Genomic DNA, 15,564 nt, shown 5'->3' with positions numbered 1-15,564 from the left:
CATGATGCGTCCCGTCCTTTTGCTGACCCTTCTGCTGCTTGGTGGCCTTTGCGCACCGCTGTCTGCGGCTGAACGGTTGGTGCCTGCAGAGGCCGGGGCGCTGGCCCTTGCCATCGCCGGAGCTGATCCCGGCGATGTGCTGATCCTTGCACCGGGCCGCCACGATGGCCCGGTGATACTCGACCGGCCCGTCACATTGGACGGTCAGGGACAGGCGACCATCGACGCGGGCGGAACAGGCAGTGTTGTCACCATCACCGGTCATGACATCACGGTGCGTGACCTGATCCTGACGGGTTCGGGCAGCGATCATGACGCCATCGACAGCGGCGTGCAGATCACACGCACAGCCTCGCGCGTTCTGGTCGCAGGCAACCAGATCCTCGGCAACCTTTACGGTGTCGATGTGCATGGTCCCCGTGATGCCACCGTGCGCGGCAACCGCATCCTGGGCCGAGAAGATCACCACATGAACAGCCGGGGCAATGGCGTCTATGTCTGGAACGCCCCCGGCACCGTGATCGAGGATAACGACATCCGCCTTGGCCGCGACGGCATCTTCGTCAACGCCTCGAATGACGGGATCTTCCGACGCAACCTGATGCGCGACCTGCGCTTTGCCGTGCATTACATGTATGCCAACAATTCCGAGGTCTCAGGTAATGTCTCGATCGGGAACACGCTGGGCTTTGCGTTGATGTTCTCGAACCGGATCACCGTGCATGACAACCTCAGCCTTGGGGACCGGACCCACGGCTTGATGCTGAACTATGCCAACAACGCCGATATTCGCGGCAATCTGGTGCGTGGCGGGGCCGAGAAATGCACCTTCATCTACAACGCACATCGCAACCTGATCTATGACAATCGCTTCGAGGGCTGCGGCATCGGTATCCATTTCACCGCTGGCTCCGAGCGTAACGCCATCACCGGCAATGCCTTCGTCGCCAACCGCACGCAGGTCAAGTACGTGGGCACCAAACATGTGGAATGGAGCCTCGAGGGGCGCGGCAATTACTGGTCCGACCACCCTGCCTTTGATCTGGACGGCAACGGAGTCGCGGATGCGCGTTTCCGGCCCAACGACCTGATGGACCACATTCTGTGGTCGCAACCCGCCGCCAGCCTCCTGATGGGCGCGCCCGCCGTGCAGATGATCCGTTGGGGGCAGAAGCATTTTCCGGCCTCGCTTCCGGGTGGAGTGCTGGACAGCGCCCCCCTGATGCGCCCCGTCACCGTGATCGTGCCCCCTCATATCGCTGCGATGGAGGCCGAAGCCATGGCCGCCGCGCGCCACAGAAAGATGACCGATGAACAGTTTGACCCTCTCACAAGTCACTAAGATCTATGATGGCGTGACCGCCCTCGACGCCGTGGGCTTTACCGTCGCTCCCGGTGAACGTGTGGCCCTGCTGGGCCATAACGGTGCAGGAAAGTCCACGCTGATGAAGATCATCCTTGGTCTGATCCCTGCAACTGCGGGGCAGATCGAGGTTCTGGGCGCCGGACCCGGCAGCCAGACTGCCCGTGATGGAACCGCCTATCTGCCCGAAAACGTGGCCTTTCACCCCGCATTGACCGGGTTGGAACAGATCCGCCTCTATCTTCGCCTGCGCGGGGACGATCCTGCAAAGGCGATGGCCCTGCTGGACCGTGTGGGTCTGGGGCAAGCCGCCCGCCGCCGGATCGGAACCTATTCCAAGGGGATGCGGCAGCGCGTGGGTCTGGCACAGTCCCTGATCGGCAATCCACGCCTTCTGGTGTTGGACGAACCGACCAGCGGGCTGGATCCGGTCTCCCGGCGCGAATTCTATACCATCCTTGACACGTTGGCCGCCGACGGGGCGGCTATCCTGCTGTCCTCGCACGCGCTGACCGAGGTTGAGGCGCGCACTGACCGGATCGTCATCCTGTCCCAAGGCCGCCTCATGGCCAATGATACCTTGGCCGCCCTGCGCCAACGTGCAGCCCTGCCGATCCGCCTGCAGGTTTCGGCCCGGCCCGGTGCGGCGGATCAGGTCGCCGCGCAACTGGCAGGCGGACGGCGCAACGGTGTGATGGTCGATCTGACCTGCGCCCATGACGAGAAACTCAACCGCCTTGGCGATATCGCCGCCCTTCACGGGCTGATCGAGGATGTCGAGATCATCCCGCCCAGCCTTGAGGATCTTTACAGCCATTTCAGCCGGAGGGACGAGGCATGACCGCCCTTGTCAGACCTGTGGCCGCCCTTGGGGCCACCGAATTCCGTATCGCCTTGCGCAACCGCTGGGTCACGATCACCGTGGCGATGATGGCGCTGTTCGCGCTGGTTCTGTCAGCGGCAGGCAGCGCACCCACCGGCGATGTGGGAGTAGACGCATTGTCCGTGACGGTCGCCAGCCTGACCTCACTGGGAGTCTATCTGGTGCCGCTCATGGCGCTCTTGATGTCCTTTGACGCCGTTGCAGGCGAAATGGAGCGTGGCACGCTGTCGTTGACCCTGACCTATCCGGTGTCGCGCGGGGCTATCCTGCTGGGCAAATTCGCGGCCCATCTGGCGGTGCTGGCCATCGCCGTGGGCGCGGGCTATGGGCTGGCGGCGGTGGCCGCACTGGTCGCCGACCCCGAGGCCGTGGAAGGTCTTCCTGCGCTCTGGCGGCTGTTCTGGTCCTCGGTGCTGCTGGGGGCGGTGTTCCTGTGCATTGGATATGCCCTGTCGGCCATGGCGCGCCGGCCCGGTGCCGCGGCGGGTCTGGCCATCGGAGTCTGGCTGGCTGTCGTTGTCCTTTACGATCTCGGCCTTCTGGCGGCGGTCGTGGCCGATGGGGGCGGGGTCTTCACCACGCGTGCCCTGCCGTGGCTTCTTCTTGCCAATCCAGCCGATGCCTTCCGCCTGTTCAACCTGGCCGCCTCCGAGGCAACCGCGGCAGCCTCGGGACTTGGCGGCGCGGCGCAGACGATCCCCGCCTATCACGCTCTGATTTCGGTTCTGCTCTGGCCCGTCGTGGCCTTTGCGCTGGCCGTCGCCGCGTTGCGGAGGGTGACGCCATGAAACCGTTGCTGATCCTGCTGGCCACCCTGTCGCTTGCCGCCTGCAAGGAGGAGGCCGCAACCCCGCCGCCTCCAGTGGCACTGACGGCGCAGGCGGTCGGACATTACTGCCAGATGGACCTGCTGGAACATCCCGGCCCCAAGGCACAGGTGCATCTGGACGGATTGCCAGATCCCCTGTTCTTCAGTCAGGTCCGCGATGCCATCGCCTATCAGCGCATGCCTGAACAAAGCCATGCCATCAGGGCGATCTATGTGAATGACATGGCTGTCGCCCCCAGTTGGGCGCAACCGGGTCCCGATAACTGGATCGACGCGAGCACCGCGTATTTCGTGATCGGATCGGACGCGACCGGCGGCATGGACGCGCCGGAACTGGTGCCGTTTCTGTCGCGCCGCAACGCCGAGGCTTTTGCCGCCCTGCGGGGTGGCCATGTGGTCACCCTGGCCGAGGTGCGGGATGCGGATGTGCTGTCGGCCGTGCCCATCGCAGACGGGACCGACGACCACACAGACGAAGACGACTTCACAGCGCGTCTTGAACGCCTGAGCCGCGAAAGGCAGAACTGACATGACCCTGACACGCCGACGTTTCCTCGTGATTTCCGCCGCCAGTCTTGCCATGGCCGGCAGCGGCCAGGCCGCTTCCTTGTACCGTTGGAAGGGCAGCGCACTGGGCGCGCGCGCGACGATCACGCTGACTCACCCCGAGGCAGCGCGCATCACCGCCGCCGCGCGGGCCGAGATCGACCGCCTGGAGGATGTCTTCAGCCTCTATCGCAGCCAATCTGCCCTCAGTCGCCTGAACGCGGCGGGATATCTGGATGCGCCACCCTTCGAGCTTCTCGAATGTCTGTCGCTGGCCGGTGCCCTGCATCACGCGACAGATGGTTTCTTCGATCCAACAGTACAGCCGCTTTGGTCACTCTATGCCCGTTCGCATGCGGCAGGGCGCGCGCCCGATGTTTCCGCCATCGCTATGGCACATGCGCGCTGCGGGTGGGACCGGGTGGCAATTGAGACGGGCTCCATCAGGTTGCGACCTGGAATGGCCTTGACGCTGAACGGGATTGCGCAAGGCTATATCGCCGATCGCGTCACCGCCTTGCTTGAGGCGGAAGGCCTGACGGACATTCTGATCGATACAGGTGAATTGCGTGCACTGGGCGGTCATCCGCACGGTGGCGCATGGCCGGTGACACTTGATCTGCCGGCGAAACCTCTTGTCGGTCTGCGTGACCGCGCGCTGGCCTCATCCGCGCCTTTGGGAACGACATTCGATGCCGAGGGCAAAGTCGGTCATATTCTGGATCCCCGGACGGGACGCCCAGCGGCGCCTGTCTGGCAATTGGTCAGCGTCAGCGCCGACAGCGCGGCCATGGCCGATGCGCTTAGCACGGCGATGTGCCTGATGTCACGCGACCGGATTCACGAAACACTGAAACGGCTGCCCGGGGCCAAGCTGATGCACCTTGCCGCACGCACATGATTCCCTGCGGATTGCGGGTGATGTTGGGATGACCAAACAATCACCCATGCGCCGTTGGGATGACAAGTTCCTCGATCAGCGCCATGATATCCCCGAAGTATCCTTCGCTGCGGGCTGGTCGTGTCGGATCGGATGTCAGCGCCAACGACAGCGACAGGTCTGGCACGATGCAGATCACCTGCCCACCATAGCCGCGGGCCAAGGCATAGTCGCGTCCTGAGGCGCGACCCAGAAACCACCCATAGCCATAGGCCAGCCCCGAGAACGGCGAGCTTGTCCGCGGTTCCAGAGAGGCGGTGACCCAGTCGCGGCTCAGGATCTGGTCCCCGTCCCAAACGCCGCCCGCAAGATACAACTCGCCAAACCGCACCATGGCCGACAGGGTCAATGCCATCTCGTTCCCACCCAGATACCGCCCCTGCGGATCACGGGTCCATGCCGGAATTTCTATTCCCAGCGGATTGCCAAGGCGGGTGCGCGCCAGATCCAGCAGACTTTCCCCGGCGACATCGGACAACACCGCCCCCAGAACATGGAAACTGCCGGTCGAGTAAAGCATCCGGGCACCCGGCTCAGCCACAAAGGGCCGCGACAACGCGTCGGCCACCCAATCCCGACTGCCGATCCATGCGCCGTAGTTGCCGCCCGATGTCCGCTCCAGCCCTGCCTGCATGGTCACAAGGTTTTCGATGGTCAGAAGGCCGACACGCGGGTCCGCGCCTGCGGGAACAAGGCGCGGCGCAACATCGGCCAGTGTTGCTGTGATCGACGGAATCTCGCCCCGATCAAGTGCCGCACCGGTCAGGGCGGCGACGATTGTCTTGGACACGGATTTGACAGGAACGGCACGGTCAAGACCTGGCCCCCGGAACACCTCGGTCAGAACATCGGTTCCCCCCATGCGGATCATCAGCGCGTGGCATTGGTCCAACCCTCGCGCCCGGTCTGCCACGGCTTTCCACGGATCTGCCTGCGCCAAGGCGGGGGTTGCCAAAAGGGCCGCGCCACTGGCGATCATCCGGCGGCGTGTCAGGCGATATGTGTCTCTCTGCATGGTCTCAAATCTAGTGCATTGAACGACAGTTGCCATTCAGAACAGTTGCCATTCAGAAAAGCGTGAGCCGTGTCGGCTTGCATCCCCGGCCGTTTAGGTGTCCCCTGAGACCTCAGGTGCGGCGGAGAAACAGATGTCACCCCATTTTGCGCAACGGATGGAGAAGGTCGAACCTTCCGCCATCAAGGAACTTCTGGCGCTGGGGGCGGATCCCTCGATCATTTCATTCGGCGGCGGCTATCCCGATGCCAGCCTGTTTCCCGCGGCGCAGCTTGAACAGGTGTTCCGCGATGTGATCCGCGCGCCGGGTGGCGCGGCGATGCAATACGCCCCCTCGGACGGGCTGCCGCGCCTGCGTGAGCAGATCGCGCAGTTGATGGTGGCCGATGGCACCGCCTGCCGTCCCGAGGATGTGCTGATCCTGCAAGGGTCCCAGCAAGGTCTTGATTTTGCAGCAAAGATGCTGGTCGATCCGGACGATGTCATCATCACCGAGGATCCCACTTTTCTGGGAGCGTTGATCGCCTTCAACCCCAGCCAGCCCCGGTATGCGGCCGTGCCGATGGATAGCGACGGGATGCGGATGGACGCGCTGGAGGAGGCGCTGCGCAGCAATTCCCGCGCGCGCATGATCTATACGGTGCCGGACTTTCAGAACCCCACCGGTGTTACGCTATCACTGGACCGCCGCCACCGTCTGGTTGAACTGGCCAACGCGCATGATGTGATCGTTCTGGAAGACACGCCCTATCGCCACATACGTTTCGCGGGCGAAACCCTACCCACGCTCAAATCGCTGGATACGCAGGGTCGTGTGATCCATCTGGGCAGCTTTTCAAAGGTCCTGGTGCCGGGTCTGAGGATCGGCTGGGCAGTTGCGTCACCCCTCTTGCTTGAGAAGATGGCCCTGCTGAAGGTCGCTGCGGATACACAGACGTCGACGCTGAATATGGCCGCCGCCAGCCTCTTCCTCGATCGCTTCGATCTGACGGCCCATATCGCGATGTTGCAAAAGGCATATCGCCACAAAAAAGAGGTGATGCTGGACGCCATCCGCCAGCACTTCCCGCAGGATGTGACCATGACAGATCCTGAGGGCGGTCTGTTTACCTGGGCGACATTTCCCGATGGTTTCGACGCGACAGCCTTCATGAAAGACGTGGCACTGCCGCAGGCGCGGGTCGCCTATGTGCCGGGGGCGACCTTCTTTCCTGTGACGGAACAGGCCAATCATGCGCGGATCAACTACTCCGCCCAATCGGAAGATCGCATCCGCGAGGGGATCGCCGCTCTTGGCAAGGTCCTGCGTCAGTCACGCCGGTCTTGATGGCGTGCTGCCCTTGAAAGCCGATTGAGACGCTCTAATTGAAGGGGCTTTTTTCGGCAGAGAATTCTGTTGCGACTCCCGGCTTTTCTGTTTACCCAAATCCTTGTTCTGGTCCGGGCGGGTAACCGTTCGGTTAAAATGGGAATCCGGTGCGCGACCGCAAGGCCGCAAATCCGGGACTGCCCCCGCAACTGTGAGCGGCGAGCGAAGCTGAACCATGTCACTGGGGAAGATAACCCTGGGAAGACTCAGCCAAGCTGTGACCCGCAAGTCAGGAGACCTGCCAGAGTGATCACCCTATCCGGACGCGGGGCGCGTCGTGGATAACGGTTTTTCCGTAGTGGTGGCATTCGCACCGTCTGCGGAGGAGTCTCTCCTTCCAACGACACATTCTGGACTTGGACACGCCCGACCCGGGCGTTCTTGGAGACAAAAATGAGATACCCCCTTTCCCTGATGGCAATCCTGCTGGCAGGCACCGCCCCCGTCCACGCGCAAGAGAGCGGCGTTTTCGATCTGGATGAGATCGTCGTTTCAGGTGGCCTGACGCCTTTTGCCAGCAATGCCTATGGCCGGTCGGTCAGCGTGCTGACGTCGGATGATATCGAAGATCGTGGCCTGCGGACCATTCAGGATGCACTTCGCGCGCTGCCCGGCGTCTCGGTCGCCAGTGTCGGTGCGAATTACACGCAGGTCCGCCTTCGCGGCAGTGAAAGCAACAACGTTCTGATCCTGCTGGATGGAGTCGAACTTGGCGGCGGCGGCGAAGAATACATCATTTCCGGTCTCGAGACGGCGAATGTTGAACGGATTGAGGTGCTCCGAGGTCCGCAGTCGGTGTTCTATGGGTCAAACGCCTCAAGCGGCGTGATCAATATCATTACGCGAACCGGCTCTGTTGGAACGCAGTACGGCGGCTCGGTCGAAGTCGGCAACGGATACGCGCTGTCGGGCAATGTCTCGACACGGACCGATCGTGGCGGGCTTGCATTCTCTTTCAGTGATCGCGACGACGCAGGTTTTGACGCATCAGGTGACGGTGGCGAAAAGGACGGCACCCGTCGCAGGACTTTGGGGCTGTCCGCTTATTGGAAGGCAACGGATGATCTGACACTGGGTTTCACGATCCGTCGCTCTGATGAAGATTACGACTATGACGTCAATAGTTTCAGCGCCTCGACCCCCGATGAATATGTGGTGGATGAGCGAAATGCGCTGAGTGAGCGCGAAGAGACTACGGCGCAGGTCTATGCTGACTACCAGATGCTGGATGGTCGTCTGACGCACCGTTTATCCTACAGTCTCAGCCGTTTCGATCAGTTCAGCGAGGACCCGATCCAGGGAGCCTATGCGCTGGACGGTGAAACGCGCAGCCTGAAGTATCGGGGCAGCTTCGCGCTTGATGGCGGTACCGTCGCAGACGCACGTCAATTGCTGAGTGTCCTGCTGGAAGATGTTCAAGAAAAGACTTCGACGACATTTGTTCCGGAATTCGACCGGGGCAGCCAGTCCGTTGCCTTGGAATATCGTGGATTTTTCGAGGGCGGCATCGATATTCAGGCCGGCATGCGCCACGATATGAACGACACTTTCGATGATTTCACGACGTGGAACCTTGGACTGTCGTGGCGTATTCCTGACACGGGCCTGCGGCTTCATGCGTCGGCTGGGACCGGTGTCGTCAACCCGAACTTCTTCGAGAATTTTGGCGGATCTTTCGGCTATATCAGTAACACGACCCTGACACCGGAAGAAAACCGTGGCTATGATATCGGCATTGAAGCCGAGGTTCTGGGCGGACGCGGCATCATCGACGTGTCCTATTTCAACGAGGAACTGACAAACGCGATCACGGTTGTTTCGGGCGATGCCGGTGCGAATGGAAGTTGCATCCCGTCCGCGAGCGGCGCGAGCTCCTGCTATGTGAACCTTTCCGGCAAAAGCCCGCGTGAAGGTGTCGAGGTCAGTGGCGTGCTGCAAGCAACCGAGGACCTGAGCCTTCGTCTTGCCTATACCTATCTGGATGCAAAAACTCCGACGGGAACACCCGCCACCCGCCGCCCTGAACACGAACTGGGCTTGGGTGCCACGTTGCGGACATTTGGCGGTAAAGGCAGCATCACAGCGGATCTGCGTCATGTGGCAGGGAGCTTTGATACGCAATTTTTCGGTTCGTTTTCGAACGAGAAGCTTCCCGATTTCACGACGGTCAACCTGTCTGCCACTTATGATCTGACCGACAATCTGGCTTTGACAGGGCGTGTCGTGAACCTGTTCGACGAGGAGTATTCCGAAAGCTGGGGCTATGCCTCGCAGGGCCGCACGCTCTATGTCGGCATTCAGGGCCAGTGGTAGTCCGGGGTAACCTTTCACGCAATTTGCGCCGCCATCTGATGGCGGCGCTCGCCTCTGCTGCGGCGCTGCTTGTTGCTGGTTCGGCAGATGCCGAAGCGCCGACCCGTGTCGTGTCGATGAACCTGTGCACCGATCAACTGGCGATGTTGCTGGCTGACGAGGGGCAACTTCTCTCGGTGTCGCATATCGCCTTTGACCCGCTGGCCTCGCCGATGGTCGAGGAGGCCGCGGGCTATGAAAAGAACCACGGGCAGGCGGAAGAGATCTTTGCGATGCGGCCGGATCTGGTTCTGGCAGGGGTTTACAGTGATCCCTACACGGTCGGATTGCTGCGGCGGTTGGGGGTCGACGTGGTGCAATTTCCGCTTGAGACCGACTTTGACGGAATTCGCGCCAATATGCTGAAGATGGGCGAAGTTTTGGGGCAAGTCGATGCCGCGCAGCGCCTCGTTGCGCAGTTCGACGCTGATCTTGCGGCGCTGGGACCAAACGGCGAGGAACGCCCTTCGGCCTTGCTGCATTATGCGAACAACTACACATCGGGTGACAAGTCACTGGCGCATCAGATTTTGCTTGCGGCGGGCTTCGCCAATGCGACGACCGAGGCCGGGATCACGGTTGCGGGGTCTGTCCCGCTGGAGCGGTTGGTGCTGCTGATGCCCGACCTGGTGATTTCTGGGCAGCCGTATCCCGGTGCGTCGCGGGCCGAAGAAGTCTTGGATCATCCTGCCCTGCGTGTGTTGCAGCAGAAACAATCCGGTGCGACGTTGACCGATGCGGAATGGGTTTGTGGCACGCCATTCGTGCTGCGGGCTGTAGCGCGACTCGTTGACATACGGGAGCGTATGTAATGCTGCTCCGCATCTGGCTCTTGACCACTTTGGTTATCCTGTTCGCCCTGTCGGTTCTGACCGGGCCTGCTGGGTTGACGCTGGTCGACACGGTGAGAGCCTTGTTTCTGGGACAGGGCGAGGCGGCGACACTGGTGATGCGTGAGATCCGTCTGCCGCGCGCCATTCTGGGTGTCATGGTCGGTGCCTCGCTGGGCTTGTCCGGTGCGGCGATGCAGGGGTATCTGCGCAATCCATTGGCCGAACCCGGTTTGATCGGGGTGTCGGGTTCTGCGGCACTGGGTGCTGTGATCGTGTTGCAGACCGGTCTGGCGGCGGCCTGGTGGCTGGCTTTGCCCATGGCGGCGCTGGGTGGGGCCTTGGCGGCCGTGATGCTGATCCTGCTGTTGGCTGGTCCACGGGGGTCTTCGCTGACGCTGATCCTTGCGGGGATCGCCATTTCCGCGCTGGCCGGTGCCATGACCACGCTGGTGCTGAACCTGTCGCCCAATCCCTTTGCGGCAAGCGAGGTGGTTTTCTGGATGATGGGTTCACTGTCCGACAGATCCTTTGATCATGTCTGGATCGCTCTGCCCTTCATGATCATTGGCTGGGTCCTGCTCTTGTCACTGGGTCGACCCCTGGATGTGCTGACACTGGGAGAGGATGCCGCTGCCACAATGGGTGTCGCAACAGGACGCGTCCGTATGGTTCTGGTGCTTGGCGTCGCTGCGTGCGTCGGGGCGGCGACGGCTGTGGCAGGGGCTATCGGATTTGTGGGGCTTGTGGTTCCGCATATCCTGCGTCCATTCGTCGGGGCGAGGCCGTCCGCGTTGCTCTGGGCCTCGGCCCTGGGAGGGGCGGCGATGGTGTTGGCGGCTGATCTGGCGGTTCGGATGATCCTGCCGGATCGGGACCTGAAGCTGGGTGTTCTGATGGCGATCATAGGTGCGCCGTTTTTTCTGCACCTGATCTACAAGACACGGGGAGAGTTGCGATGACCCTGCTGTCCTTGGACAATCTGACTGTCCGCCGTGGCGAGTGTCCGGTTGTGGATCACGTAAGCCTATCTGTGCACGCAGGTGAATGCGTCGGCCTGATCGGCCCGAACGGGGCCGGAAAAACCACCTTGCTGCGCGCGGCCTTGGGACTGGAGCCGTTCAGTGGCGCATCCAGCCTGGCAAGTCTGAGCGCGGCAGAGCGGGCGCGTGCCGCAGCGTTTCTGCCCCAGGCCCGACAGATCGCTTGGCCGATGGCCGTCGAGACGCTGGTGGCCTTGGGCCGCGTTCCGCATCTCCCGCGCGGCAGCACGCCCGGGGCCGTGGACCGTGCTGCGATTGACGACGCCTTGCACCGTCTGGGGCTGGATGGGTTCCGCCAACGGATCGCCACGCAACTGTCGGGCGGCGAGCAGGGTCGCGTTCTGATCGCGCGTGCCTTGGCGCAACAGACTCCGCTTCTGCTGGCGGACGAGCCAATCGCAGGGCTTGATCCGGCGCAACAGATTGCGACGATGCAGGTCTTCTCGGGCCTCGCGCAGGAGGGACGGGCGGTGGTGGTGTCCTTGCATGATCTGGGTCTGGCGGCGCGGCATTGCACCCGGCTGATCCTGATGCATCAGGGGCGGCTGGTGGCAGATGGAGCACCGGATGACGTGCTGACAGCAGACCTGATGGCGCAGGTTTTCGGGATTTCGATCTGGCGGCAGGACAGCCCACTTGGACCGGTGCTGCAGCCGATGGGGGTGTTATGATCCGTCCTGTTCTTGATCATCCCTGGCTGACGCTGGATCTGGGTCGCGAGATGCGCGTGATCAGTTGGGCGCCGCATCGCGGCGGGATCGTCACGGCGCGACACATCCTGTGGCGCGAGGTGCGGAATGCTGATCTGCGCGAAGATTTCGACGTTTTCGCATGGCTTGGAGAAGAGTGTCGTGATCGCGGCATGGAGCAGGCGGTGGTCATGCTGACATCACGCAAGATCGCGACCTTCACGGTGGCGCAGGCAGAGGTGGATGGGGTGCAGGCGCAGGCCGTGGCGACAGTTGGTCTGTCAAACGCCGAACGCGCGGGGCCACATGACGGACAGAACCCGATCAAGCATAAAAATTGGGGCACTATAAATATCGCGGTGATTTTGGAATATGGTCTGAGTGATATCGGCTTGATCGAAGCCCAAAGCATCGCCAGCGCTGCGCGCACGGCAGCCATACTGGAATCCGGCGCCATGGCGAAAGCGGGGCCAGCCACGGGAACCGGAACGGATTGCAACACCGTGGCCGCGCTGGACGGGACTGATGCCTTTTGCGGCTTGCACACCGCGCAGGGCAAGGCGGTGGCCGCCGCCGTCTATGCCGCTGTCCGGCAAGGCGCGGATCAGTGGATCCTCGAGACTGGAGGAAAACCCTATGACTTTGGCTGATTTGCAGATCATCCCGGACCTGACCCCTCAGCGGATCGTTTGCCTGACAGAAGAGACAGTCGAGACGCTTTATCTTCTGGGGCAACAGCATCGCATCGTTGGGGTGACGGGCTACGCGATCCGCCCGCCCCAGGTGCGGCGTGAGAAGCCACGGGTTGGAGCTTTCACATCGGCGGATATTCCCAAGATCCTTGCGCTGGAACCCGATCTGGTGCTGACCTTTTCGGACCTGCAGGCTGATATCGTGGCGCAGTTGATCCGGGCAGGTGTCGCCGTGCATGCTTTCAATCAGCGCGATGTCTCGGGCATCCTGTCCATGATCCGCACCCTTGGCGCGCTGACGGGCGCCTCTGAAACAGCCGAAGCTTTGATCAGCCTGCATGCGTCGCGGATTGGTGCCTTGCGGAGTCATGCCCCAACCATACGTCCACGTATCTATTTCGAAGAATGGGACGAGCCGATGATTTCGGGCATCCGCTGGGCCTCGGAACTGATCGCGGTGGCCGGCGGTGTGGATGTGTTCGAGACGTTGAGCCATGAACCGTCTGCGAAGGACAGGATCGTGTCATCGGAACAGGTGATCGCCGCGGCCCCCGACATCATTATCGGATCGTGGTGTGGCAAGAAGTTGCGCGCGGAAAAGATTGCGGCGCGGCCGGGATGGGACGACATTCCCGCGGTGCGCAACAGGCATATCTACGAAATCAAGTCGCCACTCATTCTGCAGCCCGGTCCGGCGGCTTTGGGCGATGGACTGGATGCGATCTGCGCGATCATCTCTGATGTGAAGAGGAGAGCGGGATGAACGATCTGGCCCTTCTGACTGGAATGATCGGGCGCGGCGGCGTGGTCATGTGGATCATCGCCGGGCTTTCCGTGCTGACCCTTGCGCTGATCCTGTGGAAGCTGTGGCGGTTGAGCCTGTCGGGACTTTGGCGACGGATACAGGCCGAGCGGGCCGTTGCTCTGTGGGTCGCGGGGCAGGCCGGTGACGCGCAGGCCATGCTGGTCGCACCGCGCGGCATAAGGTCCCGTGTCGTAGCGCAGGCGATGGCGGCGCTGCGGGATCCGTCCCTGACGCGTGACGCTGCACGGGATGAGGTCTTGCGCGTGGCACGGCGGGAGTTGAACGCGGCGCGCAGCGGTTTGCGGGCGCTGGAGCTGATCTCGACCATTGCGCCGCTTCTGGGGCTGCTGGGAACCGTGCTGGGCATGATCACAGCCTTTCAGGCCTTGCAGAGCACGGGCGCTCAGGCAGATCCGACGATCCTCGCTGGCGGAATCTGGGAGGCGCTGCTGACAACGGCGGCAGGGATGGCGGTTGCGATCCCGGCTGGTGTGGCGCTGGTGTGGATCGAAAGCCTGACGGACGGTGTGCAGGCCGATCTGGAGGATGCGGTGACGCAGATCTTTACCCGCGATCCGGCTGGAGGGGGGGCATGATGTTCATCATCGACAGCCCGCGTTCGCGGCGGAAGCCCAGCCTGACGCCGATGATCGACGTAGTGTTCCTTTTATTGGTGTTCTTCATGCTGGCTTCGCGGTTCGGGTCTGACGCGCTGGTGCCGCTCAGCCTTGGTGGGTCTGGGGACACATATTCCGGCCCCCCCCGTCTGATCGACGTGCTGCCCGAAGGACAAAGGCTGAATGGCAAGGAGCAAAGTCTTGAGATGGTGATTGCCGCGCTGGACGGCCTGACAGAGAGCCGCACGGACATGGTCGTTCTGCGGGCGCGGGATGGGGCCGCCTTGCAGCGCATGGTGACGGTGATGTCTGCCCTGCGCGCGGCCGGGTTCACAGCGATTGCAGTGGTGGATTGATGGATAGCGGGTTCCGGATCAGCATGGATCGTCGACGGCGCGGCGCGGGGGATACCTTTGTGCCGATGATCAATATCGTCTTTCTGCTGCTGATCTTCTTCCTGCTGAGCGCAACCATTGCGCCGCCTGATCCATTCGACATGACCTTGCCGGATGCGGAACTGGCCGAAGCAGAGGTCGCTGCACCACCCGAAACACTGCATATATCGGCCGAAGGTGAACTGGTGTTCGGTGCAGTGCGCGGCGATGACGCGCTGACCGCCATCGCCGCGCGGGCCGACTCTGGCCCGCTGACGGTAAGGGCGGATGCAGGCTTTGACGGGGCAGCCTTCGCCGTCTTGATGTCGCGATTGGCTGCGGTGGGCGTGGACAAGGTCGAATTGACGGTGCGCCAGCCATGAGGGGTGCGTTCGAATTCACGGGGTTTGCCGGATTGGCTCTGGCGCTGCATGTCGCGGCATTCCAAAGCTTGCCGCAAGGCAGTGCAAGTTCGGGAGCGGGTGGCGATGCGCTTGTGACGGTTGCAGCGGCCTCGGGTTCATTATCCGAGATGGTTGCGGAATGGGATCGCCCGCCCGAAGTGGCGGCGGTTCTTCCTGCCGCGTTCCCACAGCCGGCTGAGGAGGCTACTTTTGATCCGGCTCCCCGGTTGCCCGAAGCGACCAAATCGCCCGCCTTTCGGCCACCGCGCGCGATGGCACCTGTATTGCCGTCGCAAGACGGGCTGCCGACGCTGGATGTCACTCGCACGGCACCTCGCCCACCTGATCCGGTTGCCGAGGTTCCGCCGATCAGGCCCCAGGCACGGCCTGCTGCGGCTCCTGCCAAGCCCAAACCGTCTGCCAAGCCCGCGCACCAGCCACCGGCTCGTGCCGCCGCGACCGCGGCAGGAAGCGGTGCGGCCTCTGCCCGCGGGACCAGCGGACCTGCGGAAACTGCCAGTCTGAGCAAGGCTGCCCGGCAAAGCCTGTTGGCGGAATGGGGTGGAAAGATACGCAACCGTATTGACCGGGCAAAGCCACGCGGTGCCGGTCGTGGTTCGGTGATCGTGGTTTTGTCGGTGGGGCGCGACGGGGCGCTGCAATCTGTTGGCATTGCCACGTCGTCCGGTCAGGCGGCGCTGGATCAACAGGCGGTGAAGGCAATCAGATCCGCAGGTCGTTTGCCAGCGGCACCCGCGGCACTTGACGCGGACTCCTACACCTTCCGCCTGCCGATCCGGTTCGATTGAGGCG

General features: G+C 62.5%; 17 protein-coding genes and 1 riboswitch. Of the genes, 16 read left to right on the top strand and 1 reads right to left on the bottom strand.

What is annotated here, in order from left to right; translation table 11 throughout:
• Window position 1: 1 nt before the first annotated feature.
• The 5 genes from PVW27_RS05280 to PVW27_RS05260 are packed head-to-tail and all read left to right on the top strand — an operon-like array spanning window position 2 to window position 4,522.
• A complete protein-coding gene (locus PVW27_RS05280) occupies window positions 2-1,342 on the top strand; it encodes a nitrous oxide reductase family maturation protein NosD (RefSeq protein ID WP_274555766.1) in 1,341 nt (446 codons plus the stop codon).
• Window positions 1,311-2,204 carry an ABC transporter ATP-binding protein gene (locus tag PVW27_RS05275; RefSeq protein ID WP_274555764.1) on the top strand — a complete coding sequence of 298 codons (894 nt, stop codon included), beginning with the start codon at window positions 1,311-1,313 and terminating at the stop codon, window positions 2,202-2,204. The genes PVW27_RS05280 and PVW27_RS05275 overlap by 32 nt, the downstream gene beginning before the upstream one ends.
• Window positions 2,201-3,034, top strand: a complete 834-nt coding sequence (locus PVW27_RS05270) for an ABC transporter permease (RefSeq protein WP_274555763.1) — start codon at window positions 2,201-2,203, stop codon at window positions 3,032-3,034. Before PVW27_RS05275 ends, PVW27_RS05270 begins: the two co-directional genes overlap by 4 nt.
• Entirely contained in the window at window positions 3,031-3,603 is a 573-nt protein-coding gene (locus PVW27_RS05265) for a nitrous oxide reductase accessory protein NosL (RefSeq protein WP_274555761.1), read from the top strand. The genes PVW27_RS05270 and PVW27_RS05265 overlap by 4 nt, the downstream gene beginning before the upstream one ends.
• 1 nt (window position 3,604) lies before the next feature.
• Window positions 3,605-4,522: an FAD:protein FMN transferase gene (locus tag PVW27_RS05260; RefSeq protein ID WP_274555759.1), complete on the top strand. Its 918-nt coding sequence runs from the start codon at window positions 3,605-3,607 to the stop codon at window positions 4,520-4,522.
• 40 nt (window positions 4,523-4,562) lie between these two features.
• On the opposite strand, the gene PVW27_RS05255 is transcribed toward PVW27_RS05260, so the two are convergent.
• A complete protein-coding gene (locus PVW27_RS05255) occupies window positions 4,563-5,576 on the bottom strand; it encodes a serine hydrolase domain-containing protein (RefSeq protein WP_274555757.1) in 1,014 nt (337 codons plus the stop codon).
• A 133-nt stretch (window positions 5,577-5,709) separates the two neighbouring features.
• On the opposite strand from PVW27_RS05255, the gene PVW27_RS05250 reads away from it, so the two are divergent.
• The 11 genes from PVW27_RS05250 (at window position 5,710) to PVW27_RS05200 (ending at window position 15,560) form a co-directional block, all read left to right on the top strand.
• A complete protein-coding gene (locus PVW27_RS05250) occupies window positions 5,710-6,903 on the top strand; it encodes an aminotransferase-like domain-containing protein (RefSeq protein WP_274555755.1) in 1,194 nt (397 codons plus the stop codon).
• Between the two features lie 92 nt (window positions 6,904-6,995).
• Window positions 6,996-7,205: riboswitch (cobalamin riboswitch) on the top strand.
• A 283-nt stretch (window positions 7,206-7,488) separates the two neighbouring features.
• Window positions 7,489-9,258: a TonB-dependent receptor plug domain-containing protein gene (locus PVW27_RS05245; RefSeq protein WP_338019933.1), complete on the top strand. Its 1,770-nt coding sequence runs from the start codon at window positions 7,489-7,491 to the stop codon at window positions 9,256-9,258.
• 38 nt (window positions 9,259-9,296) lie between these two features.
• A complete protein-coding gene (locus PVW27_RS05240; RefSeq protein ID WP_274555752.1) occupies window positions 9,297-10,109 on the top strand; it encodes an ABC transporter substrate-binding protein in 813 nt (270 codons plus the stop codon).
• Window positions 10,109-11,089 carry a FecCD family ABC transporter permease gene (locus PVW27_RS05235; protein ID WP_274555750.1) on the top strand — a complete coding sequence of 327 codons (981 nt, stop codon included), beginning with the start codon at window positions 10,109-10,111 and terminating at the stop codon, window positions 11,087-11,089. Before PVW27_RS05240 ends, PVW27_RS05235 begins: the two co-directional genes overlap by 1 nt.
• Window positions 11,086-11,841 (top strand): ABC transporter ATP-binding protein, encoded by a 756-nt coding sequence (locus PVW27_RS05230; protein WP_274555749.1) that lies wholly within the window; start codon window positions 11,086-11,088, stop codon window positions 11,839-11,841. The genes PVW27_RS05235 and PVW27_RS05230 overlap by 4 nt, the downstream gene beginning before the upstream one ends.
• Window positions 11,838-12,509, top strand: a complete 672-nt coding sequence (locus tag PVW27_RS05225) for an adenosylcobinamide amidohydrolase (RefSeq protein WP_274555747.1) — start codon at window positions 11,838-11,840, stop codon at window positions 12,507-12,509. Before PVW27_RS05230 ends, PVW27_RS05225 begins: the two co-directional genes overlap by 4 nt.
• A complete protein-coding gene (locus PVW27_RS05220; protein WP_274555745.1) occupies window positions 12,496-13,314 on the top strand; it encodes a cobalamin-binding protein in 819 nt (272 codons plus the stop codon). The genes PVW27_RS05225 and PVW27_RS05220 overlap by 14 nt, the downstream gene beginning before the upstream one ends.
• Window positions 13,311-13,952 carry a MotA/TolQ/ExbB proton channel family protein gene (locus tag PVW27_RS05215; protein ID WP_274555744.1) on the top strand — a complete coding sequence of 214 codons (642 nt, stop codon included), beginning with the start codon at window positions 13,311-13,313 and terminating at the stop codon, window positions 13,950-13,952. Before PVW27_RS05220 ends, PVW27_RS05215 begins: the two co-directional genes overlap by 4 nt.
• Entirely contained in the window at window positions 13,949-14,329 is a 381-nt protein-coding gene (locus PVW27_RS05210) for an ExbD/TolR family protein (protein ID WP_338019931.1), read from the top strand. Before PVW27_RS05215 ends, PVW27_RS05210 begins: the two co-directional genes overlap by 4 nt.
• Window positions 14,329-14,730 carry a biopolymer transporter ExbD gene (locus tag PVW27_RS05205; RefSeq protein WP_274555742.1) on the top strand — a complete coding sequence of 134 codons (402 nt, stop codon included), beginning with the start codon at window positions 14,329-14,331 and terminating at the stop codon, window positions 14,728-14,730. Before PVW27_RS05210 ends, PVW27_RS05205 begins: the two co-directional genes overlap by 1 nt.
• Window positions 14,727-15,560, top strand: coding sequence for an energy transducer TonB family protein (locus PVW27_RS05200; RefSeq protein ID WP_274555740.1), 834 nt, complete (start codon window positions 14,727-14,729; stop codon window positions 15,558-15,560). Before PVW27_RS05205 ends, PVW27_RS05200 begins: the two co-directional genes overlap by 4 nt.
• Window positions 15,561-15,564 lie beyond the last annotated feature (4 nt).

It is taken from the genome of Seohaeicola sp. 4SK31, assembly GCF_028802875.1.
Classification (GTDB): Bacteria; Pseudomonadota; Alphaproteobacteria; order Rhodobacterales; family Rhodobacteraceae; genus Seohaeicola.
This window is presented reverse-complemented; position numbering and strand designations above follow the sequence as displayed.